Origin of the sequence: Frondihabitans australicus, assembly GCF_003634555.1 — a bacterium.
GTDB lineage: Bacteria > Actinomycetota > Actinomycetes > Actinomycetales > Microbacteriaceae > Frondihabitans > Frondihabitans australicus.
Map to the genome: position 1 here is coordinate 879,759 of NZ_RBKS01000001.1, position 24,875 is coordinate 904,633.

Annotated in this window: 22 protein-coding genes and 1 other RNA gene; 14 read left to right on the forward strand and 9 right to left on the reverse strand. The window is 70.3% G+C overall.

The genetic code is table 11. From position 1 onward, the window contains the following. The first annotated feature begins 18 nt into the window (after nt 1–18). From ftsE to ssrA, 4 genes are all read left to right on the forward strand, one after another. Nucleotides 19–843 carry a cell division ATP-binding protein FtsE gene (gene ftsE, locus C8E83_RS04045; protein WP_121368556.1) on the forward strand — a complete coding sequence of 275 codons (825 nt, stop codon included), beginning with the start codon at nt 19–21 and terminating at the stop codon, nt 841–843. Continuing rightward, the gene (gene ftsX / locus C8E83_RS04050; protein WP_121368557.1) at nt 840–1,754 is read left to right on the forward strand and encodes a permease-like cell division protein FtsX; all 915 of its coding nucleotides are present in this window, start codon (nt 840–842) and stop codon (nt 1,752–1,754) included. The genes ftsE and ftsX overlap by 4 nt, the downstream gene beginning before the upstream one ends. A 76-nt stretch (nt 1,755–1,830) precedes the next feature. After that, nucleotides 1,831–2,325, forward strand: coding sequence for an SsrA-binding protein SmpB (gene smpB, locus C8E83_RS04055; RefSeq protein ID WP_121368558.1), 495 nt, complete (start codon nt 1,831–1,833; stop codon nt 2,323–2,325). A gap of 90 nt (nt 2,326–2,415) precedes the next feature. After that, nucleotides 2,416–2,792, forward strand: a transfer-messenger RNA (tmRNA) gene (gene ssrA, locus C8E83_RS04060). Between the two features lie 148 nt (nt 2,793–2,940). Here ssrA and C8E83_RS04065 read toward each other — a convergent pair. Together C8E83_RS04065 and C8E83_RS04070 are read right to left on the reverse strand one after the other, a co-directional pair. After that, nucleotides 2,941–3,975 (reverse strand): sensor histidine kinase, encoded by a 1,035-nt coding sequence (locus C8E83_RS04065; RefSeq protein WP_121368559.1) that lies wholly within the window; start codon nt 3,973–3,975, stop codon nt 2,941–2,943. After that, a complete protein-coding gene (locus C8E83_RS04070; RefSeq protein WP_121368560.1) occupies nt 3,972–4,655 on the reverse strand; it encodes a response regulator transcription factor in 684 nt (227 codons plus the stop codon). The genes C8E83_RS04065 and C8E83_RS04070 overlap by 4 nt, the downstream gene beginning before the upstream one ends. Before the next feature lie 151 nt (nt 4,656–4,806). On the opposite strand from C8E83_RS04070, the gene C8E83_RS04075 reads away from it, so the two are divergent. After that, entirely contained in the window at nt 4,807–6,054 is a 1,248-nt protein-coding gene (locus C8E83_RS04075; RefSeq protein WP_121371722.1) for a permease, read from the forward strand. Between the two features lie 76 nt (nt 6,055–6,130). On the opposite strand, the gene C8E83_RS04080 is transcribed toward C8E83_RS04075, so the two are convergent. The 4 genes from C8E83_RS04080 to aroA form a co-directional block, all read right to left on the reverse strand. After that, on the reverse strand, nt 6,131–7,297 hold the full coding sequence (locus C8E83_RS04080) for an NAD-dependent formate dehydrogenase (RefSeq protein WP_121371723.1): 1,167 nt from the start codon (nt 7,295–7,297) through the stop codon (nt 6,131–6,133). Between the two features lie 74 nt (nt 7,298–7,371). Further along, nucleotides 7,372–8,202, reverse strand: coding sequence for an inositol monophosphatase family protein (locus tag C8E83_RS04085; protein ID WP_121368561.1), 831 nt, complete (start codon nt 8,200–8,202; stop codon nt 7,372–7,374). Between the two features lie 22 nt (nt 8,203–8,224). Continuing rightward, entirely contained in the window at nt 8,225–9,289 is a 1,065-nt protein-coding gene (gene rsgA / locus C8E83_RS04090; RefSeq protein WP_121368562.1) for a ribosome small subunit-dependent GTPase A, read from the reverse strand. Nucleotides 9,290–9,297: 8 nt separating this feature from the next. Further along, nucleotides 9,298–10,728: a 3-phosphoshikimate 1-carboxyvinyltransferase gene (gene aroA, locus C8E83_RS04095; protein WP_121368563.1), complete on the reverse strand. Its 1,431-nt coding sequence runs from the start codon at nt 10,726–10,728 to the stop codon at nt 9,298–9,300. A gap of 96 nt (nt 10,729–10,824) precedes the next feature. Between aroA and C8E83_RS04100 the strand changes: the two genes are divergently transcribed. The 3 genes from C8E83_RS04100 (at nt 10,825) to C8E83_RS04110 (ending at nt 12,293) form a co-directional block, all read left to right on the forward strand. After that, nucleotides 10,825–11,523 carry a sigma-70 family RNA polymerase sigma factor gene (locus C8E83_RS04100; protein ID WP_121368564.1) on the forward strand — a complete coding sequence of 233 codons (699 nt, stop codon included), beginning with the start codon at nt 10,825–10,827 and terminating at the stop codon, nt 11,521–11,523. Further along, a complete protein-coding gene (locus C8E83_RS04105; RefSeq protein WP_121368565.1) occupies nt 11,520–11,765 on the forward strand; it encodes a zf-HC2 domain-containing protein in 246 nt (81 codons plus the stop codon). Before C8E83_RS04100 ends, C8E83_RS04105 begins: the two co-directional genes overlap by 4 nt. An 87-nt stretch (nt 11,766–11,852) precedes the next feature. Further along, nucleotides 11,853–12,293, forward strand: coding sequence for a GNAT family N-acetyltransferase (locus C8E83_RS04110; RefSeq protein ID WP_121368566.1), 441 nt, complete (start codon nt 11,853–11,855; stop codon nt 12,291–12,293). 78 nt (nt 12,294–12,371) lie between these two features. Here C8E83_RS04110 and C8E83_RS04115 read toward each other — a convergent pair whose 3' ends face one another. Then, entirely contained in the window at nt 12,372–16,103 is a 3,732-nt protein-coding gene (locus tag C8E83_RS04115; RefSeq protein WP_245981400.1) for a multifunctional oxoglutarate decarboxylase/oxoglutarate dehydrogenase thiamine pyrophosphate-binding subunit/dihydrolipoyllysine-residue succinyltransferase subunit, read from the reverse strand. Nucleotides 16,104–16,248: 145 nt separating this feature from the next. Here C8E83_RS04115 and guaB1 point away from each other — a divergent pair, with 145 nt between their 5' ends. The 3 genes from guaB1 (at nt 16,249) to C8E83_RS04130 (ending at nt 20,229) form a co-directional block, all read left to right on the forward strand. Continuing rightward, entirely contained in the window at nt 16,249–17,688 is a 1,440-nt protein-coding gene (guaB1, locus tag C8E83_RS04120) for a GMP reductase (RefSeq protein ID WP_121368568.1), read from the forward strand. Between the two features lie 148 nt (nt 17,689–17,836). Then, nucleotides 17,837–19,195, forward strand: a complete 1,359-nt coding sequence (locus C8E83_RS04125) for a hemolysin family protein (RefSeq protein WP_121368569.1) — start codon at nt 17,837–17,839, stop codon at nt 19,193–19,195. After that, a complete protein-coding gene (locus C8E83_RS04130) occupies nt 19,192–20,229 on the forward strand; it encodes a hemolysin family protein (RefSeq protein ID WP_121368570.1) in 1,038 nt (345 codons plus the stop codon). Before C8E83_RS04125 ends, C8E83_RS04130 begins: the two co-directional genes overlap by 4 nt. A 115-nt stretch (nt 20,230–20,344) precedes the next feature. Here C8E83_RS04130 and C8E83_RS04135 read toward each other — a convergent pair whose 3' ends face one another. Further along, nucleotides 20,345–21,427 (reverse strand): NADH:flavin oxidoreductase/NADH oxidase, encoded by a 1,083-nt coding sequence (locus tag C8E83_RS04135; RefSeq protein WP_121368571.1) that lies wholly within the window; start codon nt 21,425–21,427, stop codon nt 20,345–20,347. Nucleotides 21,428–21,479: 52 nt separating this feature from the next. Then, the gene (locus C8E83_RS04140) at nt 21,480–22,133 is read right to left on the reverse strand and encodes an HAD family hydrolase (RefSeq protein ID WP_121368572.1); all 654 of its coding nucleotides are present in this window, start codon (nt 22,131–22,133) and stop codon (nt 21,480–21,482) included. A gap of 60 nt (nt 22,134–22,193) precedes the next feature. Between C8E83_RS04140 and C8E83_RS04145 the strand changes: the two genes are divergently transcribed. Genes C8E83_RS04145 through C8E83_RS04155 form a run of 3 tightly spaced genes read left to right on the forward strand, consistent with a single transcriptional unit; the run spans nt 22,194 to nt 24,650 of the window. Next, nucleotides 22,194–23,036, forward strand: a complete 843-nt coding sequence (locus C8E83_RS04145) for an ADP-dependent NAD(P)H-hydrate dehydratase (RefSeq protein ID WP_121368573.1) — start codon at nt 22,194–22,196, stop codon at nt 23,034–23,036. Beyond that, nucleotides 23,033–24,319, forward strand: coding sequence for a glycosyltransferase 87 family protein (locus C8E83_RS04150; RefSeq protein WP_121368574.1), 1,287 nt, complete (start codon nt 23,033–23,035; stop codon nt 24,317–24,319). Before C8E83_RS04145 ends, C8E83_RS04150 begins: the two co-directional genes overlap by 4 nt. 4 nt (nt 24,320–24,323) lie before the next feature. Further along, the gene (locus C8E83_RS04155; RefSeq protein WP_121368575.1) at nt 24,324–24,650 is read left to right on the forward strand and encodes a thiamine-binding protein; all 327 of its coding nucleotides are present in this window, start codon (nt 24,324–24,326) and stop codon (nt 24,648–24,650) included. Nucleotides 24,651–24,875 lie beyond the last annotated feature (225 nt).

A 24,875-nucleotide genomic window follows, 5' to 3' on the forward strand; every position in this document is an offset into this window, starting at 1 on the left:
GCCTAGTCTTGCCCCGTCATGATTCGCTTTGATGAGGTCTCCAAGTTCTACGCCGGCAACCCCCGCCCGGCGCTCAACGGCATCTCGCTCGAGATCCTGAAGGGGGAGTTCGTCTTCCTCGTGGGTGCCTCGGGCTCCGGCAAGTCGAGCTTCTTGCGCCTCGTGCTGAAGGAGGAGAAGCCCTCGAAGGGGCAGATCCACGTGCTCGGCCAGCGCCTCGGGTCGCTCTCCAGCCGCAAGGTGCCGTACTTCCGCCGTAACCTCGGCGTGGTGTTCCAGGACTTCCGGCTGCTGCCGCAGAAGTCCGTCTTCGACAACGTCGCCTTCACGCTGCAGGTGATCGGCAAGAGCCGCGGCTACATCCAGGAGGCCGTGCCCGACGTGCTCAAGATGGTCGGCCTGGCCGGCAAGGCGCAGCGTCTGCCGCACGAGCTCTCGGGCGGCGAGCAGCAGCGGGTGGCGATCGCGCGTGCCATCGTCAACCGTCCCGCGATCCTGCTGGCCGATGAGCCCACGGGCAACCTCGACCCCTCGACGAGCGCCGGCATCATGACCCTCCTCGACCGCATCAACGCCTCGGGCACCACGGTGCTCATGGCCACGCACGACGCCGGCATCGTCGACCAGATGCAGCGCCGCGTCATCGAGCTCTCGGGCGGTAACGTCGTGCGCGACGAGCGCTCGGGCGGCTACCAGACGCAGGCCGTGCCGATCGTCCAGGTCGCGCAGGAGCAGGCGGTAGCGTCGACCGGGTCCGTCACGGCCCAGACCGCCCCGGCGCCGCGACTCGACACCTCGTCGATCGAGAAACAGTCCGTGCCGAGCTGGGGAGCCGACAAATGAGGCTCGGGCTCGTCTTCAGTGAGGTCGGCCAGGGCCTCCGCCGCAACCTCTCGATGGTCATCTCCGTCGTGCTGGTCACCTTCATCTCGCTCACCTTCGTCGGCGTCGCCGTGCTGATGCAGATGCAGATCAACCAGATGAAGGGGTATTGGTACGACAAGGCGCAGGTTGCCGTCTACCTGTGCACCGACACCGACACGACCGGCAACTGCACCGGAGCCAAGGCCACCACCGACCAGGAGGCGCAGGTCAAGGCGCAGCTCCAGTCGACGACCCTGTCGCCCTATATCAAGAAGTTCTACTTCCAGGACCAGCAGCAGGCCTACGACGAGTTCAAGAGGCAGTTCGCGAACAGCCCGGCCACGGAGTTCGTGCAGCCGTCGTACCTCAACGAGACGTTCTGGGTGAACCTCAAGAACCCGTCGCAGTCCGACGTGCTCATCGAGGCGCTGTCGAACCAGGCCGGAGTGCAGAGCGTCGTCGACCAGAGGGGCTACCTCCAGCCGATCTTCGCCGTCCTCAATGCGGCGAGCTACACGGCCATCGGCATCGCGGTTCTGATGCTGATCGCGGCCGTGCTTCTGATCGCCACCACCATCAGGCTGTCGGCGTTCTCGAGACGCCGAGAGCTCGGCATCATGAGACTCGTCGGGGCGTCGAACCGTTTCATCCAGACGCCGTTCATCCTCGAGGGGGTGATCGCAGCGCTCGTGGGATCGGTTCTCGCCGGAGGGGCGATCTACCTCATCGTGCGGTTCTTCGTGCGCGACTACCTCGCGGCGTCGTTCGCCTCCACGCCGTTCGTCGGCATGAACGCGACCGTGTTCGTGGTGCCGCTGCTGATCGTCATCGGCGCGGTGCTCGCCGCGCTGTCGGCGAACGTCGCGATCCGGCGGTACCTCAAGGTCTGACGCCGGCGCCACCGCCCTCTATACTGGGAGGCTGCCCTGATCGGGGCGGAGCGACAGCGACAGCGGGAGGCACAGCATGGCGAAAGCGCCGTCCGAGAGGGACAGAGGCGAGAAGGTCGTCGCCACGAACCGGCGCGCCCGCTTCGACTATCTGATCGACGACACGTACGAGGCCGGCATCGTCCTCACCGGCACCGAGGTCAAGGCGCTGCGACAGGGTCGGGCCTCGCTCGTCGACGGCTACGGTTACATCGACGACTCCGGCGAGATGTGGCTCGACGCCGTCCACATCCCCGAGTACACCGAGGGCACCTGGAACAACCACTCGCCGCGCCGCAAGCGGAAGCTGCTGCTCCACAAGGCTCAGATCGTCAAGATCAGCCACAAGACGAAAGAGGGCGGCTACACGCTCGTCCCGCTGCGCATCTACTTCGCCGACGGCCGGGCCAAGGTCGAGCTCGCCGTCGCGAAGGGCAAGAAGGAGTACGACAAGCGCCAGACGCTGCGCGAGCGCACCGACCGTCGCGAGGCCGAGCGGGCGATGTCGTCTCGACGCAACATGGGCGACTGAGCTAGACTGAATGGCCCGCTTCGGCGGCACGAGGTTCGGCTCACAGCCGGGCGAGCACAACTCCACAGCGCACGACAGAAGGCCCAGCATGGGGATGATCGGTTTCGACATTGCCTGTATGCGAACGAGAAGCGGGCCGAGGATGTGGGGTTATCTCGTAAACGCTCCCCGCAAAACAATAAGTGCCAATAAAAAGAGCACTGACTTCGCTCTCGCTGCGTAAGCAGTAGAGCCCTAAAAGTCCGTCAGACCGGTGACCGTTCTCTAACCGGATCCTGGCGTCAGCTAGAGAACTCGCTGCACGGTTGCGTCACAGGGCCGCGCGGGACTTCCACTGCGACTGGGCTCGTCCACCTAGATGCCGATAGCAAAGGTGGGAGCCGAGCAGAACGAATCAATCGGCTACACCCGTAGAAGGCGTTCAATCTCAGCAGTGGACGGGGGTTCAATTCCCCCCATCTCCACCAATTTGTCTTCTGTCGTGCGCTGGTGCGCCCGCCACGCCGGTCCCCGCCCGGCGCGGGCCTCTCTCGTGCGCTGGCAGTCGCGACAAAAAGCGACACCTGCGACGCGTTTAAGCGTCGCAGGTGTCGCTTTTTGTCGCGGGGGGACGCGCTAGCGGGCGAGGGGGAGCTCGAAGGCCATCGTCGTGCCCGCGGACGACGTCGACTCGACGCGCACCCGCCCGCCCTGACGCTCGGCGATGTCCCGCACGAGCGACAGCCCGATGCCGAAGCTCTGCCGGTTGGCCGTCGGCCCGTCGGCCCTCCCGTCGTCGCCGCTCGGCGCCGAGTGCGCGAAGCGGTCGAAGACGCGCTCCGGGGCGATGCCGGTGATGCCGGGCCCGTCGTCGGCGACGCGCAGGGCGAACGACGCCCCGGCGACGGAGGCCGAGACGCGCACGGTGCCGCCCCGGGGCGAGTGGCCGATGGCGTTGTCCACGAGGGCGACGGTGCAGCGGCGGAGGGCGGCGGCCGGGATGGCGACCCGCCCTGGCTCCTGCGCCGTGATCTCGAGCGTGACGCCCCGATCTCGGGCGAGGATCTCGAGCGATCGCACCGCCTCGGCCACCACGGGTGCGGCGTCGATGGCGGCGCTGTCAGCCCGGTCGCCGCCCGCGGCGAGCAGCAGGTCGTTGACGATGTCGATGAGCGCGCGCGAGTCCGAGCGCAGCTCTGCGACGGTCTGGCGGGTGCTCGCAGGATCAGGAGCGCCGTCGGCGTCGAGTCTTCTCTGCAGCACCTGGATCCGTGCGTCCAGCACCGCGAGAGGCGTGCGGAGCTCGTGGCTGGCGTCGGCCACGAACTGCCGCTGAAGCCGCAGCGCTGTGCCGAGCGGCTTGACGGCCCGCCGCGCCACGAACCAGCTCACGAGCCCGGCGAAGACGACCGCGCCCGCGCCGAGGAGCACCAGCGCCTGCATCACGTCGGACGAGTCGACGTACACGTGGCTGGACGAGTGCTCGAGGTCGATCTGCTCGCGGGGGAGCGCCTGGTGCAGCAGGAACACGATGCCGATGACCACGATGCCGAGCACGAGCACGGCGGAGGCCGCCATGATCTGCCAGCCGATGACCAGCGACGCGCGCCGCGTGGCGCGGGCGTCGGGATCGCTCCGGTCGGCGCGGGGCGACGAGCCGGAGTCTGTCACAGCGACCCCAGCCGGTAGCCGCGCCCGCGCATGGTGAGCACGATCTCCTTCTCGGTCTTGCGACGCAGGTAGTGGACGTAGGTGTCGACCGTGCCGGGCTTCTCGCCGGCGGGGAAGGCCACGCGCAGCAGGTGCTCGCGCGAGAAGGTCCGCTCGGGCTCGCGGGCGAGTACCGCCAACACGCCCGACTCGCGCTCTGTGAGCACGACGTGGTCGCCGTAGGGGGAGGTGAGCACGTGCTCCTCCGGTGCGAAGCGCCAGGAGCCGATGGGCAGCGTCGACCCGGAGGCGCTGAACGTGCGGGTGAGGGCTCGAAGGCGCGCGAGGAGCTCGTCGAACTCGAACGGCTTGACCAGGTAGTCGTCGGCGCCGGCGTCGAGACCGTCGACGCGGTCGGCGACGGTGCCGAGGGCCGTGAGCATCAGGATCGGAGACGTCACCCGACCGCGACGGAGCCTCTCGACGATGCCGAGCCCCTCGATCGACGGCAGGCGCCGGTCGACCACGAGCACGTCGAAGTCGCCGTCGAGACCGGCGACGAGCCCCTCGCGGCCGTCGACGTGGCGCGTGACGTCGTACACCTCCGACAGCACCTCCTCGATGAGGGGGCCGAGGCCGGGGTCGTCTTCGATGAGAAGAAGCGTCGGCCGGGCTCCTGCGCCCCTCGCGTCAGCGTTCATGGCCCCAGGCTACCGGGCGGAGAAGGGGCGTCACGGGAGGAGCCTGTCGCGCGCGTTCCCAGAAAGGGCCAAGGCCGCCCGGATCGCCAGTGCGTCGCAAATACCCCAGGGGGGTATAGGGTTCTGGGGAGATGACGGAAGGCTGGTGGACATGTTCGTGCTCGACGCGATCCTCGACGCGCTGAAGATGGCGGGGCTCATGGGGTGGGAGATCCTCTGGCCGCTGCTGCTCGGCTTCACGCTGTCGGGCGTGATCCAGGCCGTGGTGCGCACCGAGCGCATCACGAAGCTGATGAGCGACGACTCACCTCGGTCGATCTCGGTCGCGACGGGCCTCGGCGCGCTGTCGTCGTCGTGCTCCTACGCCGCCGTCGCCCTGGCGCGGGCGCTGTTCCGCAAGGGCGCGTCGTTCTCGTCGGCGATGGCCTTCGAGATCGCCTCGACCAACCTCGTCGTCGAGCTGGGCCTCGTCCTCGCGTTCGTGCTCGGCTGGCAGTTCACGGCGGCCGAGTTCGTGGGCGGGCCGCTCATGATCCTGCTGGTCGCCCTCGGGTTCCGCCTCTGGATGCGGGGCCGGGTCGCCGAGGCCGCGCGCGAGCAGGCCGACCGCGGGCTCGCCGGCGGCATGGAGGGGCACGCGGCGATGGACATGTCGGTCGCGGGCGACGCGCCGTTCCTCCGCCGTCTCTTCTCGAAGCCGGGCATCGTGTCGACGTCGCAGTACTTCGTCATGGACTGGGCGTCGGTGCTGCGCGACATCGTGATCGGCCTGCTGATCGCCGGCGCCTTCGACGCCTGGGTGCCGAAGGAGTGGCTGCAGGCCGTCTTCGCCTCGCACCACCCGGCCGTCTCGTTCGTGATCGGGCCGCTCGTCGGGCCGCTGCTCGCCGCGGTCTCGTTCGTGTGCTCGGTGGGCAACGTGCCGCTGGCGGCCGTGCTGTGGAACGGCGGCATCTCGTTCGGCGGCGTGGTGTCGTTCGTCTTCGCCGACCTCATCATCGTGCCGATCATCCTCATCTACCGCAGGTACTACGGCGGGCGGGCGGCCTTCAGGATCACGGCCGTGTTCTACGGGGCGATGGTCGTCGCCGGCTACATCGTCGAGCTCGTCTTCACGCCCCTCGGGCTCGTGCCGACGGGGCGCGACGTCACGATCCTCGACGCCGGGATCTCGTGGAACTACACCACCTGGCTCAACATCGCCTTCCTCGTGATCGCGGCGCTGCTGCTCGTCGTGTTCGTGCGGTCGGGCTCGTGGTCGATGCTGGCGATGATGGGCGGCAGCCCCGATCAGGAGCACGACCACTCGCACCACGACCACGGTTCGGCGGGTCACGACCACGCCGCGCACGACCACGCCGCGCACGACCACGCTGGTCACGACCACTCGCACCCCTGAGGCCTCGAGTGGCCCGGAACGTACGCGAGTCCTCGCGGCGGCGTACGTTTCGGGCCACTCGGGCAGCGGGGTGTCGCTACGAGGAGGCGGGCTTCGCGTACGACGTCGCCCCGGTGCCGGCGTAGGCGCCGCCCTCGACGATGAGGTACTCCTTGCGGATGGGACGACCGGCGAAGAACGCCTCCAGGATCTCGCGAGTGCCCGCCGCGTACCGGTACTGCGACGGTAGCGACGATCCCGAGACGTGTGGCGTCATGCCGTGGTGCGGCATCGTGCGCCAGGGGTGGTCGGCGGGGGCGGGCTGGATGTCCCAGACGTCTCCCGCGTATCCTGCGAGCTGCCCCGAGTCGAGGGCGCGGACGATCGCGTCGCGGTCGGCGATCGCGCCGCGCGCGGGATTCACGATGTACGCGCCGCGGCGCATGGTCGCGAGGCGGGCGTCGTCGAAGAGCCCGCGCGTCTCGTCGGTGAGCGGTGCGTGGACGGTGAGGACGTCGACGAGCGGCAGCATCTCGTCGATCGACTCGTGGAAGGTCAGTCCGAGGCGCTCCTCGACGTCGTGGGGGAGCCGCGCCCGGTCGGTGTAGTGCAGGCGCACGTCGAACGGCGCCAGGCGCTCGAGGACGGCCCGGCCGATGCGCCCGGCGGCGAACACGCCGACGTCCATGCCCTCGAGGTCGTAGGCGCGGGCGACGTTGTCGGCGATGTCCCATCCGCCGTCGAGCACCGTCTCGTACGCGGGCAGGTAGTTGCGCACGAGGGTGAGCACCTGCATCACGGTGTGCTCGGCGACGCCGATGCTGTTGCTGTACGTGACCTCGGCGACGGTGATGCCCTTCTCGATCGCCTTCGCCAGGTTGACGTGGTCGCTGCCGATGCCGGCCGTGATCGCGATCTTGAGGTTCTGCGCTTTCTCGAGGCGCTCGGGCGTGAGGTAGGCGGGCCAGAACGGCTGCGAGATGACGACGTCGGCGTCGGGCAGCTCGCGCTCGAACACCGAGTCGGGGCCGTCCTTGTCGCTCGTCACGACGAGCGTGTGCCCGGCGTCTTCGAGGTACTTCCGCAGGCCCAGCTCGCCCGACATGCTGCCGACCAGCTCGCCGGGTGTGAAGCCGAGCCCCTCCGGCGTGGGCAGCGTCTGCCCGTTCGGGTAGTGGTCGATCTGCGGCAGGCCGTCGCGCGCGTACTCGGGCGGGTAGCCGGTCTTGGGGTCGGGGTACAGGACGAGCAGGACTTTGGCCATGATCACTCCATCGTGGGTCGGGGCGGTTGCTCGTCGAACGTACCCCCGGCTCCTGCGCCCCGCTGTGCCCGCCGCTACTTCGCGAGCGCTGTGAGCGTCGCCTCGTGCAGCAGGCCGTTGGTGGCGAGCGCCGAGCCGTGCCAGATGCCGTCGCCGCCGTCGATTCCGCCGAAGCGCCCGCCGGCCTCGCGGACGATCACGTCGAGCGCGGCCATGTCGTACGGCTGCAGGTCGAACTCGCCCGAGATGTCGATGGCGCCCTCGGCGACGAGCATGTACGACCAGAAGTCGCCGTACGCGCGCGTCCGCCAGACCTGCGACGCCAGCGCCAGCAGCTGCGGCACGCGGTCGGCCTTTATCCAGTACTGCAGGCCGTTGTAGCTGAGGCTCGCCGCGTCGAGCGTCGACACGGCCGAGACGCGCAGGAGCCGCGGCACGGCCGCCCCGCCCTCGCTCTGCTCCGCGACGAACGCGCCGCCCCCGGCACGCGCCCACCACCGCCGCCCGAGGGCCGGAGCGCTCACCACACCGACCACGGGCTGCGAGTCGACCACGAGCGAGACGAGCGTGGCCCACACCGGGACACCCCGCAGGAAGTTCGCCGTGCCGTCGATCGGGTCGACGATCCACTGGCGGTGGGGCATGCCCTCGATTGAAGTGCGGCCGGTCTCTTCGCCGAAGAAGGCGTCGTCCGGGCGCTCCCTCGCGAGGAGGTCGCGGATCCTGCGCTCCACCGCCCTGTCGGCGTCGGTGACGTGCGTGTGGTCGGCCTTGAGCGACACGTCGAGGTCGGCGGCGCGGTAGCGGGCGTGGCTGATCGCGTCGGCCTCGTCGGCCAGGCGGAGGGCCAGCGCGAGGTCGTCGGCGTACGAGGCGTCGTCGGAGTGCGAGGGCGAGGTGGTCACGAAGCCAGGCTATCGGCCGGCATCAGCCGGAGACGGCGCCGCCGGTCGACTCGACGAGGGAGAGCAGGGACTCGAGGCGCTCGCGACCGACGTCGCCGAGCTCGCCCTCCTCGACGCGGTCGACGATCTCCCAGTCGTGGGCGTCGACGAGGGCGATGCCGTCGGGCGGCTCGTAGCCGGGCGGGAAGACGGCGTGGGAGGCGAACGACCGGAGGATGTTCTCGGGGTCGACGTGCCCGAGGCCGAAGGAGCGGACGCCGGGAGTGTCGATGATCCTGCCGCCCGTGGGCACCCGGAGCGAGACGGTCGACGACGAGGTGTGACGACCCCGGCCCGTGACCGTGTTCACCACCCCGGTGGCGCGGGTCGAGCCGGTGAGAGCGTTGACGAGGGTCGACTTGCCGACTCCCGAGTGGCCGACCGTGACCGTGACGTGCCCGTCGAGGATCGCCCGCAGCTCGGCGAGGGTCGGCTCGTCGACGCGCGTCGACGAGGAGGTGACGACCTGCAGGTCGAGGCAGGCGAACTGCTCCGCGAACGGCTCGGCCGACGCGAGGTCGGTCTTGGTGATGCACAGGATCGGCTCGATGCCCGCGTCGAACGCCGCCACCATGTAGCGGTCGACGAGGCGCGGCCGGGGCTCGGGGTCGGCCGCCGCCACGACGATGAGCATCTGGTCGGCGTTCGCGACGATGACCCGCTCGACGGCATCGGTGTCGTCAGCGCTCCGTCGCAGAAGCGTGGTGCGGTCGTGGACGCGGACGATGCGCGCCAGCGACCCCTCGGCGCCGGAGGTGTCGCCGACCACGTCGACGACGTCGCCGGTGACGACGCTCTTCTTGCCGAGCTCGCGGGCACGGTTGGTCGTGATCTCGCGCTCGTCCGGCGTGCCGGCGGCCAGCAGGACGCCGTAGCGGCCGCGGTCGACCGTCCAGACCACACCCACGGCGGCGTCGTCGTACGTCGGCCGCTGCTTGGTGCGAGGCCGGTTGCCCTTGGGGTTCGGGCGGACGCGCACCGACGACTCGTCGTACTCGCCGTACTCCTCGTCGTCGTCAGCGTCGTCGACGTCGTCCCACCACGGCATCCGCGCGCCTACAGGAAGCCGAGAAGGCTCGTGTCGGCCGGGCTGACCGAGACGGTGCGGCCGAGCAGGTCGTCCCAGAGCTCGACGAACTGCGGCAGGGTCTTCGAGACGACGCGCACATCGTCGAGCTCGACGTTCGGCACGGCGAGGCCGATGATCGCCGCGGCGTGGGCCATGCGGTGGTCTTCAAACGTGCGCCACTGGCCGCCGTGCAGGGGCGAGGGTTGGAGGTGGAGGCCGTCGTCGAGCTCGGTGACGCGACCGCCGAGTGCGTTGATGTCGTCGGCGAGAGCCTTGAGGCGGTCGGTCTCGTGGCCGCGCAGGTGACCGATGCCCGTGATCGTGCTCGGGCCCTCGGCCAGCGCCGCGAGGGCGACGAGGGCGGGCGCCAGCTCGCCGCCGCGCGAGAGGTCGAGGTCGACGCCGGGCAGCGACCCGCCGCCGACGAGGCCGACGCCGCCGTCGACGGTGAGCCGGTCGCCGTCGCGGGTGACCGTTGCACCCCACAGCGGGAGGAGCTCCTCGAGGTCGCCACCGACCTGGGTCGTCTCGGTCGGCCAATTGCGCACCGAGACACGCCCGCCCGCGACGAGAGCCGCGACGAGGAACGGGGCGGCGTTCGAGAGGTCGGGCTCGATGGTGACGTCGCGGCCCAGGATCGGCGACGGCGGCACGACCCACACCCCGCGCTCTGGCGACTCGACGGCGACCCCGCGCTGCGCGAGGGCGTCGATGGTCATCTCGATGTGCGGCATGCTCGGCAGCGTCTCACCGGTGTGGCGCAGCGTGAGCCCGCGGGTGAAGCGAGGGGCGGCCAGCAGGAGCCCGGAGACGAACTGACTGGAGGCCGACGCGTCGATCTCGATCTCGCCCCCCTCGATCTCGCCGGTGCCGTAGAGGCTGAACGGCAGAGTGCCTCGGCCGTCGTCGGAGACCTCGACACCGAGGGCCCGGAGAGACTCGATCGTGGTGCGCATCGGGCGACGGCGGGCGTTGACGTCGCCGTCGAACGTGACCGGGCCGGAGGCGAGAGCCGCGACGGGCGGCATGAAGCGCATCACCGTGCCTGCCAGGCCGCAGTCGATCGACGAGCCGCCCGTGAACGCGCCGGGCGTCACCCGGAGGTCGGGGCCGTACGCGCTGTCGTTCGGCACCTCGTCGATCTGCGCCCCGACGTCGCGGAGCGCCTCGATCATCAGTTTGGAGTCGCGGGAGTGCAGGGGCAGGCGGATCAGCGACTCGGAGTCGGCCAGCGCGGCGAGCACCAGCTCGCGGTTCGTCAGCGACTTCGAGCCGGGCAGCGACACGACGCCGTTCACCGGCTCGGTGACGGTCGGCGCGACCCAGAAGCCCTCGTCGATCTCGGGCTTCTTCTGCGTCTCGCCGCTGCCGTCGTCGTAGGGGTTGAACTCCGGGTCGGAATACGTGAATACCTGCATCGGTTGTCAAGGGTAATGCACCCCGATCCCGGAGGAACCGTGGCAACTGTCACCGCAACGCGTGCCCCGAGCATCGCCGAACTAGAATCGGCGCTGATGAGCACTTCCGAGGGCGCCACCCGTGCGTCGGCCGAGTCCACCAGCGCCGAGTCGAGCGAGAGCGAGACCGAGGCCGTCGAGAGCGCCCTGGAGGCCGTCCCGTCGACGGCCGACGTGCGAGCGCTCTTCGAAGAGCAGGCGCTGCCGTTCATGGACCAGCTCTACGCCGCCGGCATGCGCATGACGCGCAACCCCGCCGACGCGGCGGACCTCGTGCAGGAGACCTACGTCAAGGCGTTCGCGGCGTTCGGGCAGTTCACCCAGGGGACCAACCTCAAGGCGTGGCTGTATCGGATCCTGACCAACACGTTCATCAACAACTACCGCAAGAAGCAGCGCGACCCGTACCAGGGCACCATCGACGAGCTCGAGGACTGGCAGATGGGCGGCGCCACGTCGGCGACGCTCACCACGACGTCGCGGTCCGCCGAGGCGGAGGCCATCGACCACCTGCCCGACTCCGCCGTCAAGGAGGCGCTGCAGAAGGTGCCGGAAGACTTCCGGCTGGCCGTCTACCTCGCCGATGTCGAGGGCTTCTCGTACCAGGAGATCGCCGACATCATGAAGACCCCCGTCGGCACCGTCATGAGCCGACTCCACCGAGGGCGGCGCCTGCTGCGCGACCTGCTCGGTGACTACGCACGCGATCGCGGGATCGCCGTGCCAGAACCTTCCACGAAAGGCAGCAAGAAATGACCGACTGCGGCTGCGACAAGGCGAAGGCCGAGCTGGTGGAGTACCTCCACAACGAGCTCGCGCGCGACGACGCGAGCGACATCCGCGAGCACATGGCCGGGTGCGCCGACTGCTCCAGCGAGTTCCACGTCAACGTCGTCATGACCGAGACCGTCCAGCGGGCGTGCCGCGAGACCGCTCCGGAGGAGCTCCGTGTCCAGGTCCTGGCGCGGCTGCGCGACCTGCAGGCGAGCCACGGCTGATCGCGAGGTCGGGCGGCCCGTGCGGGTCTCGGATCCTGCGCCCTGCGCGTGACGTCACACCGTCGTGACGTGCTGTAGCGTCGGGGCATGACCGCCACCGTGGAGTCGCTCGGCGAAGCGACGCCTGATGACCTCGTCGATCTCGTGCACCTCATCGAGCTGCTGGGCTACAGCGTCGACGCCGAGCGGCTGGCCGCGCGACTCGGCCACCTCGACAGCGCGGCGGGCTATGAGACCTGGGTGGTCCGCGACGAGGGCGGCAGGATCTCGGCCGTCGCCGGCGGGCACGTGCTCTGGGCCTACAACGCCGACCGCCCCGCAGCCCAGCTGATGCTGCTCGTGGTCCGTGAGGACGCCCGCCGCGAGGGGCTCGGCTCGCAGCTGCTGTCGCACTTCGAGGCGTGGGCGCGGTCGCACGACGCGGCGTCGCTCGCAGCGGTCTCGGCCGCGGCGCGAGAGAACGCCCACCGCTTCTACCAGAAGCGCGGCTACCACGCGGCCGGCAGCGCCTACACGAAGATGGCCTAGCCCCCGCCCTCGACCCCGCACGAACGAGAAGGCCGCCACCCCGAGGGGTGGCGGCCTTCGCCGTGGGTCGGTGGCTCGCTAGCCGAGGGCGCGGTCGAGCAGGGCGGCGAGCTCGCCGGCGCTGCGCTTCGACGACCCGTTGGCCGGCGACGCCGACGCCGGACGCGACGCGACCGCGAGCGGTCGGCCGAGCTTCGGCGCGAGCTCGAGCGCCATGAACGGCCAGGCGCCCTGGTTCTCGGGCTCTTCCTGCGCCCAGACGAGCTGCGCGTTGGGGTAGCGGTCGGTGATGCGGGTGATGTCGCCGGCCTCGAGCGGGTACAGCTGCTCGATGCGCACGAGCGCCACACGGTCGGCGACGCCGCGCTTCTCGATCTCGCCGAGGAGGTCGTAGTGGATCTTGCCGGAGTGCAGGACCACGCGGGTGACCGCCTCGGGGTTGGTGATCCGTGCGTCGTCGATCACCGGCTCGAACCGGCCGGAGGTGAACTCGGCCACATCGCTCGTCGCGCCGCGCAGGCGCAGCATCGCCTTCGGGCTGAAGACGATCAGCGGCTTGCGCGGCCTCGCGTACGCCTGGCGGCGCAGCAGGTGGAAGTACGAGGCCGGGGTCGACGGGCGGGCGACGGTCATGTTGTTCTCGGCGCACAGCTGCAGGTAGCGCTCGATGCGAGCCGACGAGTGGTCGGGCCCCTGGCCCTCGTAGCCGTGGGGGAGCAGCAGCACGACGCTCGACCGCTGACCCCACTTCTGCTCGGCGCTCGACACGAACTCGTCGATGATCGTCTGGGCGCCGTTGGCGAAGTCGCCGAACTGGGCCTCCCAGAGCACGAGGGCGTCGGCCCGCTCGACCGAGTAGCCGTATTCGAAGCCCATCGCCGCGAACTCGCTGAGCAGCGAGTCGTAGATCCACAGCTTCGCCTGGTTGTCGGTGACGTTCTGGAGCGGGATCCACTCCTGGCCGTTCTCCTTGTCGTGGAGCACGGCGTGGCGCTGCACGAAGGTGCCTCGACGGGAGTCCTGGCCGGCGAACCGCACCGGCGTGCCCTCGATGAGAACCGAGCCGAGGGCCAGGAGCTCGCCGTACGCCCAGTCGATACCGCCCGAGCGGCTCATCTCCGCGCGCTTCTTGAGCAGCTGCTGCAGCTTCGGGTGCACCGTGAAGCCTGCGGGCGGATTGTCGAACGCGTCGCCGATCGACTCGATGACCGAGACGTCGACGGCGGTGTCGAACGAGGTGCCGGTCGCGGCGTCGTCCTGCTGGGCAGCCGGGCGCTCGAGGTCGGCGACGGCGCCGCCGTCCTCGGTGATGATCGGGATCGACCCGGTCTGCGCGGCGTGCGTCTCGGCGAACGCACGCTCGAGGCGGTCCTGGAAGTCGCGGTGCGCCTGCTCGTACTCTTCGTCGGTGATGTCGCCGCGGCCGACGAGAGCTTCGGTGTAGAGGGTGCGGACACTGCGCTTCGCGTCGATCAGCGAGTACATCAGCGGCTGGGTCATCGACGGGTCGTCGCCCTCGTTGTGACCGCGGCGGCGGTAGCAGACGAGGTCGATGACCACGTCGCGCTTGAACTCCTGCCGGTAGGCGAACGCGAGCTCGGCGACGCGGGCGACGGCCTCGGGGTCGTCGCCGTTCACGTGGAAGATCGGCGCCTGGATCGTCTTCGCGACGTCGGTCGAGTAGATCGACGAGCGCCCCTCGCTCGGCGACGTGGTGAAGCCGACCTGGTTGTTGATGACGATGTGGATCGTGCCGCCGACGCGGTAGCCGCGCAGCTGCGACATCTGCATCGTCTCGACGACCACGCCCTGGCCGGCCATGGCGGCGTCGCCGTGCACGAGGATCGGCAGCACCGAGAAGGCGAGCGGCACACCGCGGTCCTGCTTGGCGCGGACGATGCCCTCGAGCACTCCGTCGCCGGCCTCGAGGTGCGAGGGGTTGGCGGCGATGTAGACGGGGATCGTCGAGCCGTCGGCCGAGGTGAACTCGCCCTCGGTGCCGAGGTGGTACTTGACGTCGCCGGAGCCCTGGACGGTCTTTGGGTCTTGCGTGCCCTCGAACTCGCGGAAGATCTGCCCGTAGGTCTTGCCGGCGATGTTGGTGAGGACGTTGAGGCGGCCGCGGTGGGCCATGCCAATGGCGACCTCCTGCAGGCCCGCGGTCGCGGCGTCCTGGATGATCGTGTCGAGCAGCGAGATCGCCGACTCGCCGCCCTCGAGGCTGAAGCGCTTCTGGCCGACGTACTTCGTCTGCAGGAAGGTCTCGAACGCCTCCGCCTCGTTGAGCTTGCCCAGGATCCGCATCTGCTCGTCGTGGCCGGGCTTCTGGTAGGGGACCTCGACGTGCTCCTGCACCCAGCGGCGCTGCTCCGGGTCCTGGATGTGCATGTACTCGATGCCGATCGTGCGGCAGTACGAGTCGCGCAGGACGCCGAGGATGTCGCGCAGCAGCATCGCGGACTTGCCGCCGAAGCCGCCGGTCACGAACTCGCGGTCGAGGTCCCAGAAGGTGAGACCGTGACGCTCGATCTCGAGGTCGGGGTGGATCCGCTGGCGGTACTCGAGCGGGTCGATGTCGGCCATGAGGTGGCCGCGTACGCGGAAGCTGTTGATGAGCTCTTGCACCCGCGAGGTCTTGCCGACGCGCTCGGACAGGTTGACGTTGATGTCGGGGGTCCACTTGATGGGCACGTAGGGGATGCGGAGGGCGGAGAAGATGCCCTCGTAGAAGCCCTGCTCGCCGATCAGCAGCTCGTGCACGATCTTCAGGAACTCGCCCGAGCCCGCGCCCTGGATGACGCGGTGGTCGTAGGTCGAGGTCAGCGTGATCGTCTTGCCGATGCCCAGCTCGACCAGCGTCTTGGGGGAGGAGCCCTGGAACTCGGCCGGGTACTCCAGCGCGCCCGCGCCGATGATCGAGCCCGCGCCCTTCATGAGCCGCGGCACGCTGTGGACCGTGCCGATGCCGCCGGGGTTCGTGAGCGAGATCGTGTTGCCGGCGAAGTCGTCGGCGGTGAGCTTGTTGCCGCGGGCGCGCTTGACGATGTCCTCGTAGGCGGCGACGAACTGCGCGAAGCTCATCGTCTCGGCCTTCTTGATGCCGGGTACCAGGAGCGCGCGAGTGCCGTCGGGCTTCGGGATGTCGATGGCGAGGCCGAGGTTGATATGGGCAGGGGTGACGACGGAGGGCTTGTCGTCGACCACGTCGTAGTAGACGTTCTGGCTCGGGAACTGCTTGAGCGCCTGGACGAGCGCCCAGCCGATGAGGTGCGTGAACGACACCTTGCCGCCGCGCGTGCGGCGGAGGTGGTTGTTGATGACGATGCGGTTGTCGATCATCAGCTTCGCCGGGACGGTGCGGACGCTGGTGGCGGTGGGGACCGTGAGGCTGGCGTCCATGTTGGTGGCGAGGCTCTTCGACATGCCGCGCAGCGGCTGGACGACGTTCTCGGCCTCGGCCTGCGGCTCTTCGCCCTTCTTCGGAGCCGTCTGCGGCGCCTCCGCCGGGATCGGCTTCTCCTTCGGCTGCACCGAGGTCGTGCGGGCGGCGACGACCGGGGTGGAGGCGGTGACCGGCGCGGGCACCGACGCCGGGGCGGCGGAGGGCGCAGGAGCCGCGGCTGCCGCGGCCTGGGCGGGTGCCGCGGGCGTGTCGTCGGCGGGCTTGTAGTTCTCGAGAATGGGCCACCAGGACTGGTCGACGGAGTTCTTGTCGACGACCCACTTCTCGTACTGCTCGTCGACGAGCCATTCATTGGCACCGAACTCGTCGGAACCCTTGTCGGTCGTCCCGGTCACGTGGCTTGACACAGCCGATCGCCCACTCTCCGTTGATTGTTGATCAGGGCCGGCCCGCCCGCGAGCCGACATGTCAAGACTAATCGTTCGACACCGAGTGATGGGCGGAGGTCTCTCGGCGCTTCACCCAGTTCGCGGCGGGAATAGGTTGGGGCTCATGAGGTACTACGAGACGACTCCGACGCACGATCTGACGTACTCCGACGTGTTCCTCGTCCCGAGCCGCTCGGGCGTCACGTCGCGGCTGGACGTATCGCTCGACACGGGCGACGGCACCGGAGCATCGATCCCCATCGTGTCGGCGAACATGAACTCGGTGACCGGCCCGCGCCTCGCGGCGACGCTCGCCCGCCGCGGCGGTCTCGGCGTCCTGCCGCAGGACATGCACCTGCAGGATCTCGACGCCGCCATCCGGTGGGTCAAAGACCAGCCCGTCGTCTTCGACACCCCGTACGCGATGGCCCCCTCCGACACCGTCGAGCAGGCCCTCACCCGCCTTCCGGCCGTCGAGGGGCAGGGCATCGTGCTGCACGAGGCGAACGGCGGGTTCGTCGGCTGCCTTCCCGCGCAGCGGCTCGCCACGGCACCCCGGGACGCGCTCCTCGGCGACCTCCTGCACGGGCCGCTGACCTCGCTCGACGCCGACGACATCGACGGACCCCGCGCGGCCTTCGACCTCCTGGTGGCCGCGGACCTCGACTTCGCCCCGGTCCTGCACCAGGGCCACGTGGTCGGCACGCTGAGCCGGAAGGGCGCGCTCCGCTCGACGCTCTACCGGCCCGCGCTCGACCGCGACGGCCGGCTCGTCGTGGCGGCCGCCGTCGGCATCAACGGCGACGTCGCCTCGAAGGCGAAGGCGCTCGTGTCGGCCGGGGTCGACGTCCTCGTCCTCGACACGGCGCACGGCCACCAGGAGGGGATGCTCCGCGCCATCTCGACCGTGGCCTCGCTCGGTCTCGGGATCCCGATCGTCGCCGGCAACGTCGTCACCGCCGACGCCGTGCGGCACCTCGTCCACGCCGGCGCGACGATCGTCAAGGTTGGCGTCGGCCCGGGCGCCATGTGCACGACGCGCATGATGACGGCCGTCGGGAGGCCGCAGTTCTCCGCCGTGCTCGAGACCGCCGACGCCGCGCGGGCGCTCGGGGCGCACGTGTGGGCCGACGGCGGCGTCCGCTACCCGCGCGACGTCGCGCTCGCGCTGGCCGCCGGCGCGGCGAGTGTCATGATCGGGTCGTGGTTCGCGGGGACGATCGAAGCCCCGGGCGAGCTGGTGTCGGATCCTGCGGGCGCCGTCTACAAGGAGAGCTGGGGCATGGCGTCCACCAAGGCGGTCCGGTCGAGGTTCGAGCGGCTCGACCCGTACGAGCTGGCGCGGAAGACGCTGTTCGCCGAGGGGATCTCGTCGTCGAAGATCCACCTCGACCCGCTGCGGCCGAGCGTGGAGGACCTCCTCGACATGATCACGTCGGGCGTGAGGTCGTCGCTCACGTACGCCGGGGCCAGGTCGCTGGCCGAGTTCTCGGATCGCGCGCTCGTCGGCATCCAGTCCGCCGCCGGGTACGAGGAGGGGAAGCCGCTGCCGGTGTCGTGGTGACGCCCGGCGGTTCGGCGTTTTCTCGGTCAGCCGCGGTCGCCGTTCCGTAGAATGGCGGGACGATGGACGACCCCCACCATAAACCTGTCTCGCCCACCCGTGTCGACTACACGACACGATCCCTCCCGCCGAAGCGGAGGTCCCGCCGATGAACGAGTGGATCCTGCTCGCCATCGGTCTCGTGCTCACCGTCGGCACCGGCTTCTTCGTCGCCAGCGAGTTCTCGCTCGTGAACCTCGACCGCGCCGACCTCGAGGCCCGGCAGGAGCGCGGCGAGAAGCGCCTCGGCGTCACGATCGGCGCCCTCAAGGTCACCTCGACCCACCTCTCGAGCGCGCAGCTGGGCATCACGCTGACGACCCTGCTCACCGGTTTCACGATGGAGCCGGCGATCGCGACCCTCCTCGAGGACCCGTTCCGCTCGTTCGGCGGCGATCTCGCGGTGGTCGACGTGGTCGCGCCGATCCTGTCGATCGTCATCGCGACGCTTCTCTCGATGATCATCGGCGAGCTCGTGCCGAAGAACTTCGCGCTCGCCCTGCCGCTCGCGACCGCGCGGCTCGTCATGCCGTTCCAGGTGGGGTTCACCGCGGTGTTCCGCCCGGCCGTCGCCCTGCTGAACGGCACGGCGAACGTCGTGCTGCGCTCCATCGGCATCGAGCCCAAGGAGGAGCTGTCGGGTGCTCGCACCGCCGAAGAGCTGTCGTCGCTCGTGCGCCGCAGCGCCTTCGAGGGCAGCCTCGACCTCGACACGGCGACGCTGCTCGCCCGCACCCTCGTCTTCAGCGACCACACCGCCTCCGACGTCATGACACCGCGGCCGCGGGTGACGAGCGTCGCCCGCACCGACCCGGCGTCCGCCGTCCTCGAGGCGGCGCGTCGCACGGGCTACTCCCGGTTCCCGGTCACCGACGACGACATCGACGACATCGTCGGCCTCGTCCATGTGAAGCAGGCCGTGTCGGTGCCGCGGAAGAAGCGCGACCAGGTGCCGGTGTCGGCGCTGCAGACCGACGCGATCCGGGTGCCCGAGACGATGAAGCTCGACTCGCTCCTCGGCGAGGTGCGCGGCAAGGGCTACCAGATGGCCGTCGTCGTCGACGAGTACGGCGGCACGGCAGGCGTGGTCACGCTCGAAGACCTCATCGAGGAGCTCGTCGGCGAGGTGTCGGACGAACACGACCGCACGCGCGTCGACGTGGTGAGGTCGCGTGGCTGGCTGACGTTCCCCGGGCTCCTGCGACCCGACGAGCTCTGGGAGCGCGCGAACGTGCGCGTGCCCGACGACGGTCCGTATGAGACCGTGGGCGGCTACCTCATGGCGATGCTCGGCCGTCTGCCGGTCGTCGGCGACGTCGTGTCGACCGACGAGGGCGAGTTCCGCGTCGAGCGGCTCGAGGGGCGGCGCATCGACCGGGTGCGGTTCACTCCGCGCGCCGATCTCGAGAGCGGCCCGGTGCCGTCGGCCGACGCCCAGGGCGCAGGAGCCGGGGAGGTCCGCTCGTGAGCGACTGGCTCGGCATCATCTGGCTGATCGTCCTCCTGCTCGGCAACGCCTTCTTCGTGGGTGCCGAGTTCGCCGTCATCTCCGCGCGCCGCTCGTCGATCGAGCCGAAGGCGGAGTCCGGCAACCGCTCGGCGCAGACGACCCTTTACGCGATGGAGCACGCGACGCTCATGCTGGCGACGAGCCAGCTCGGCATCACCGTGTGCTCGCTGCTGATCCTCAACGTCTCCGAGCCGGCGATCCACCACCTGCTGGAGGGCCCGCTGCACCTCACCGGTCTCACGGACGGACTCGTCGACACCGTCGGCTTCATCATCACGCTGGTCGTGGTGTCGTTCCTCCACGTCGTGTTCGGCGAGATGGTGCCGAAGAACCTCTCCTTCTCGGTGCCCGACCGCGCGGCGCTTCTCCTCGCGCCGCCGCTGGTGTTCGTTGCGCGCATCTTCCGCGTCGTCATCGTGACGCTCAACTGGCTGACGAACGCGGTGGTCAAGGCGTTCGGCGTCACGCCAAAGAACGAGGCGACGAGCGCGTTCACGGTCGAGGAGGTGCAGACGATCGTCGCGCAGTCGCAGCGCGAGGGCGTCCTCCTGGACACGACGGGCACCCTGCGGGCCGCGTTCGAGTTCACCGAGAAGACCGTGGCCGACGTCGCGCTGACGATGGACTCGCTGGTGACGCTGCCCGACTCGGCCACGCCCGCCGACGTCGAGAAGGCCGTCGCCCGCAAGGGGTTCTCGCGGTACGTGCTCGTCGACGGGCGAGGAGAGCCGACCGGCTACCTGCACCTGAAGGACGTCATCGACCTCGACGAGGCGGAGTTCCGCGAGCCGGTGCCGCCGAAGCGGATCCGACAGCTCATCTCGATCTTCGAGGGGACCGAGCTGGAGGACGCCCTGGCGACGATGCGTCGCGCGGGCGTGCACGTGGCGCGGTCGTTCGACGCGACCGGCGCCACGCGCGGCGTGCTCTTCCTCGAGGACATCCTCGAGGAGCTCATCGGCGAGGTCCAGGACGCCACCCGCCGCGCCTAGCCCCGAGATTCACGGTGAGCGGCGTCCCGACGGGTGAAATGCAAGGCGGAGGACGCAGCCATGGCGGAGCCATCGCGAGGACGACAACGCCGCAGATTGCCCGCCGGGGCGTCGCTCACGAGTGGAAGGGGGCGCGGTGGTATTGCTGCGGGTAGTACGGCAGGTCGACGCCGAGCTCGAAGGCGGCTCGCAGGGCGAAGTGCGGGTCGCGGAGGAACTCGCGGCCGACGAACACGACGTCTGACTCGCCCGTCGCCACGATCTCCTCGGCCTGCTGCGCCCCGATGATGAGCCCCACGGCGCCGGTCTCGACGTCGCCGTCGCGCTTCACGGTCGCGGCGAGCGGCACCTGGTAGCCGAGGCCCACGGGGATCTCGGCCTTCGCCGCGATGCCGCCGGAGGAGATGTCGAAGAGGTCGGCACCCGCATCCTGCGCCCAGGCCGCGACCTGCGCGGTCGACGCCTCGTCCCAGCCGCCGTCGACCCAGTCGGTCGCCGAGAAGCGGACGACGATCGGGAAGCCCTCGCCGGTGGCGGCGCGGATGCCCTTCACGGCGTCGATCACGATGCGGGCGCGGTTCTCGAGCGACCCGCCGTACTGGTCGGTGCGCTCGTTGCTGAGCGGTGACAGGAACTGGTGCATGAGGTAGCCGTGGGCGGCGTGCAGCTCGACGAAGTCGAAGCCGGCCTGCTGCGAGCGGACGGCAGCGTCGACGAACGCCTGGACGACGCCCTCCACCTCGGCGGCCGTGAGCTCGCGAGGCGTGTCGAGGCCGTCGAACGCGATCGGCGACGGGCCGACGACGGGCCAGCCGTGCTCGGCCTCCGAGAGCGTGCCGACCTGAGGGTCCCAGGTGCGGGCGGTCGACGCCTTGCGGCCGGCGTGCGCCAGCTGGACGCCGATCTTCGATCCCTCGGCGTGCACGAAGTCGACGATCGGGCGGTACGCGTCGCGCTGCTCGTCGTTCCAGATCCCCAGGTCGTTCGGCGAGATGCGGCCCTCCGGCACGACGGCGGTCGCCTCGGTGATGATGGCTCCGGCGCCGCCCCGGGCGAACGAGCCGAGATGCACCAGGTGCCACGTGGTGGGCACGCCGTCGCGCTTCTCGACGGAGTACTGGCACATGGCCGGAACCCAGAGGCGGTTGCGGAACTCGGTGCCGCGCAGGGTGATGGGGGCGAAGAGGGCAGACGTCATGTTCAAGACAACAGTCGTCGCCCGCGTGCATTCCCGGGCGGCGGGCCAGGGCTCAGACCGAGGGCGCAGGAGCCGCGAGACCCCGGAGGAACGACTCGAGCCCGGCCGGCGACGTGAACACGTGGCCGGTGATGCCGAGCTCCTGCGCCCCCTCGATGTTCTCGGCCTTGTTGTCGATGAAGACCATGGCGGACGGCTCGATGCCGAGCTCGTCGAGGACGGTGCGGTAGATCGAGGCGTTCGGCTTGAGGTCGTACATCTCGGCGCTGACGTAGACGTGGTCGAAGAGCGAGCCGACGGGGGAGAACCGGAGCGGCGAGGCGTAGTCGAAGCCGGCGTTCGACAGGATCGCGAGAGGCGTGCCGCCCTCGTGCAGGGCCGCGATGACGTCGACCGTGCCGGGCTCGGGGTCGATCCAGGCGGGGAAGTCGATCGCCCAGAGCTCGTGGATGCGGGTGATGGACAGGTCGAGGCCGTTCTCGGAGGCGAGGGTGCGCCAGTAGTCGACGACCGACAGGGATCCGCCGTCGAGGGCGTGGCGGTGGCGGCCGTAGCTCGCCCAGAACGCGTCGATGTCGGTCGCGCCCGCCAGGGCGAGGAGACGGTCGCGAACCGAGTCGGCCGGCGTCCGGCTGATCACCTCGCCGTAGTCGAAGACGACGGTCTTGCCGGGCAGCGACAGCGGTGCGACGGGGTTCGAGGTCATGTGGCCACGCTAGCGGCTGCTTGGGCCCGCTCGGGGGGCGGCGCGGATACTGTCGAGGGCATGACCGAGACGTACACCCCCTTCGGGCCCGCCGACGCCGCGCGCTGGATCGCCGTTCCGAAGGTCGACGACGACAAGTACAGCCGCGGCGTGCTGGGGGTCGTCACGGGGTCCGATCAGTACCCGGGCGCGGCCGTCCTCGGAGTCGAGGCGGCCCTGCACACCGGCGTCGGCATGCTGCGCTACCTCGGGCCCTCGCGCGCCGCCGACTTCGTCCTCCACCGGCGACCGGAGGCCGTGACAAGCCCTGGGCGCGTGCAGGCCTGGCTGCTCGGCTCGGGCATCGACCCGGCGACGCTCGACGGCGTGACCGCGAACCGGTTTGCCGAGGCGGCGGAGTCGGGTGTGCCGCTGGTGCTCGACGCCGGTGCCCTCTCGCTGCGCGAGCAGACAAGTGCGCCGGTCGTCGTGACGCCGCACTTCCGCGAGCTGGCACGAGCCACGGGGAAGACCGTGGACGAGATCGCCTCGGATCCTGCGCGCGCCGCGGCCGAGGTCGCCGAGCAGTGGGGCGCGACCGTGCTGCTCAAGGGGCATCACACTTTCGTGGCGGGGCCGGACGGCAGCCGCTTCGTGGCCTCGAGCGCTCCCTCGTGGCTCGCCACCGCCGGCGCCGGTGACGCGCTCGGCGGGATCCTCGGCGCCCTCGTCGCCACGCACGCCGATCAGGTGGCGCAGGATCCGGCGGCCCTGCCGGCCCTCGCCGCCACGGCCGCCGTCGTCCACGGCCTGGCGGCCTCCCGGGCGTCCGGCGGTGGGCCTCTCACGGTGCTCGGCCTCGTCGCGGCCGTGCCGGGCTGCATCGCCGAACTCGTGGCCGGGGCCGGTAGCGTGTCAGCGTGACGACAGCCCCGGGCCGAGCCCAGCCCGCGCCCCGGAGCCCGATCGCCCTGTTCTGGGCGGCCTTCGTCGGGGTGCACCTGTGTCTCTGGGTGCTCGAGGGCGTCGCACCGCACACGCCGCTGAACGACGTGAGCCAGGTCTACTACGACTGGGTCGACGCCGGCCTCCACGGGTCGGGATGGGTCGGCGTGACGCTCGACTGGGTCTACCCCTCGGCGGCGCTCCTGCCCATGCTTGCCGCGGCCGGGCTCGGTCTCGCCCACTACACGACGACATGGCTGGCACTGGTCACCCTCCTCGACGCGGCGGCGATCGCGTTCGTCACCCGGGGCGGCACGTCTCGTCGCGAGGTGGGCTACTGGTGGCTGGCCTTCCTGCTGCTCCTGGGGCCCATCGCCCTGGGTCGTCTCGACTCGGTGAGCGTGCCGCTGGCGATCGTCGGCCTGCTCTACGCCGTTCGCCGCCCCGTCGTCGCCGGGGTGCTCGTCGGCCTGGCCACCTGGATCAAGGTCTGGCCCGCCGCCCTCGCACTGGCCCTCCTCGTCGCGGTGGGTCGCAGGATCCGCGTGGCGATCGGCCTCGTCGGCGTCAGCCTCGCGACCGTGCTCGCCGTCCTCCTTCTCGGCGGCTCGACCTCGGTGGTCCTGTCGTTCGTCGGCCAGCAGACCGGCCGCGCCCTGCAGATCGAGGCGCCCGTGACGACCTGGTGGCTGTGGCAGGAGGCCCTGCACGTGCCGGGCACGACGACCGCGTTCGACTGGCTGCTGCTCACGTACCAGGTCAGTGGCCCGGGGGCTGTGGCTGCGGCGCGCGCCATGACGCCGATCATGGGCGTGGCGATGCTGGGGGTCGCGGTGCTCGGCGTCCGCGCCGTCCGTGGCGGCGCACGGCCGGTGCACGTGCTGGCGCCGCTCGCCCTGGCCTTCACCGCGGCGTTCATCGTGACGAACAAGGTCGGCTCGCCGCAGTACCAGACCTGGATCGCGGCGCCGGTCATCCTCGGGCTCCTGCTGGCCCGCCGGGGTGGCGGGTCGTTCGTCGTCCCCGCCCGCCTGGCGCTCGTGATCGCGGCCCTGACCCAGGTGATCTACCCGTGGGCCTACGACCCCCTCGTGGCCGGTCAGCTCTGGATCGTCGCCGTCATCACCGTCCGGAACGCCCTCGTCGTCGCCCTCCTCGGCTTCGCGGTCGTGCGTCTGTGGCACGTCGGCGCGCCCGCGATCGACCGCGTCGCCGTACCGACCGGCGCGCGGCACGAGGCCGACGAGCCCGTGACAGGATGAACCCATGCTCGTAGCGTTCAGCGTCTCCCCGTCCGGCGGCCCGGCCGCGGGCTCGGAGCCCGACTCCGTGCACACGGCGGTCGCGGCGGCCGTCAAGGTCGTGCGCGACTCCGGGCTCCCGAACCGCACCACGTCGATGTTCACCGAGATCGAGGGGGAGTGGGACGACGTCATGGCCGTCGTCAAGGCCGCGACCGAGGCCGTCGCGCCCTTCGGCCGCCGGGTGTCGCTCGTGCTCAAGGCCGACATCCGCCCCGGGCACACGGGCGAGATCGACGGCAAGGTGGCGCGGCTCGAGCAGGCTCTCGACGGGGAGAGCGGCGAGGGCTGATCGGGCTTCCCGATCCTGCGACCCGATTTGTTGCCCTCGGCGGCAAAACGGTGCCTCGCTTGTCGTGACAAGGGCCCGGCGGCCCTAGCATGGGAGGACGGGCACGCGCCCGACGGACTCGATGGCGAGCCGACCCGCTCCCCACCGCACCCGTCTCGAAGGCCCGCCCGTGTCATCGCTCGCACCCGCCCCTCTCTCCGCCACGCGCCGCCGGCTCGCGCTGCT

What these genes read in the sequence shown, in the direction of transcription:
- C8E83_RS04145 (WP_121368573.1), top strand. Translation starts at nt 22,194, where the DNA reads ATGACCGAGACGTACACCCCCTTCGGGCCCGCCGACGCCGCGCGCTGG.
- C8E83_RS04075 (WP_121371722.1), top strand. Translation starts at nt 4,807, where the DNA reads ATGTTCGTGCTCGACGCGATCCTCGACGCGCTGAAGATGGCGGGGCTC.
- ftsE (WP_121368556.1), top strand. Translation starts at nt 19, where the DNA reads ATGATTCGCTTTGATGAGGTCTCCAAGTTCTACGCCGGCAACCCCCGC.
- smpB (WP_121368558.1), top strand. Translation starts at nt 1,831, where the DNA reads ATGGCGAAAGCGCCGTCCGAGAGGGACAGAGGCGAGAAGGTCGTCGCC.
- C8E83_RS04110 (WP_121368566.1), top strand. Translation starts at nt 11,853, where the DNA reads ATGACCGCCACCGTGGAGTCGCTCGGCGAAGCGACGCCTGATGACCTC.
- guaB1 (WP_121368568.1), top strand. Translation starts at nt 16,249, where the DNA reads ATGAGGTACTACGAGACGACTCCGACGCACGATCTGACGTACTCCGAC.
- C8E83_RS04100 (WP_121368564.1), top strand. Translation starts at nt 10,825, where the DNA reads ATGAGCACTTCCGAGGGCGCCACCCGTGCGTCGGCCGAGTCCACCAGC.
- C8E83_RS04070 (WP_121368560.1), bottom strand. Translation starts at nt 4,655, where the DNA reads ATGAACGCTGACGCGAGGGGCGCAGGAGCCCGGCCGACGCTTCTTCTC.
- ftsX (WP_121368557.1), top strand. Translation starts at nt 840, where the DNA reads ATGAGGCTCGGGCTCGTCTTCAGTGAGGTCGGCCAGGGCCTCCGCCGC.
- C8E83_RS04125 (WP_121368569.1), top strand. Translation starts at nt 17,837, where the DNA reads ATGAACGAGTGGATCCTGCTCGCCATCGGTCTCGTGCTCACCGTCGGC.
- C8E83_RS04140 (WP_121368572.1), bottom strand. Translation starts at nt 22,133, where the DNA reads ATGACCTCGAACCCCGTCGCACCGCTGTCGCTGCCCGGCAAGACCGTC.
- C8E83_RS04080 (WP_121371723.1), bottom strand. Translation starts at nt 7,297, where the DNA reads ATGGCCAAAGTCCTGCTCGTCCTGTACCCCGACCCCAAGACCGGCTAC.
- rsgA (WP_121368562.1), bottom strand. Translation starts at nt 9,289, where the DNA reads ATGCCGTGGTGGGACGACGTCGACGACGCTGACGACGACGAGGAGTAC.
- aroA (WP_121368563.1), bottom strand. Translation starts at nt 10,728, where the DNA reads ATGCAGGTATTCACGTATTCCGACCCGGAGTTCAACCCCTACGACGAC.
- C8E83_RS04155 (WP_121368575.1), top strand. Translation starts at nt 24,324, where the DNA reads ATGCTCGTAGCGTTCAGCGTCTCCCCGTCCGGCGGCCCGGCCGCGGGC.
- C8E83_RS04135 (WP_121368571.1), bottom strand. Translation starts at nt 21,427, where the DNA reads ATGACGTCTGCCCTCTTCGCCCCCATCACCCTGCGCGGCACCGAGTTC.
- C8E83_RS04105 (WP_121368565.1), top strand. Translation starts at nt 11,520, where the DNA reads ATGACCGACTGCGGCTGCGACAAGGCGAAGGCCGAGCTGGTGGAGTAC.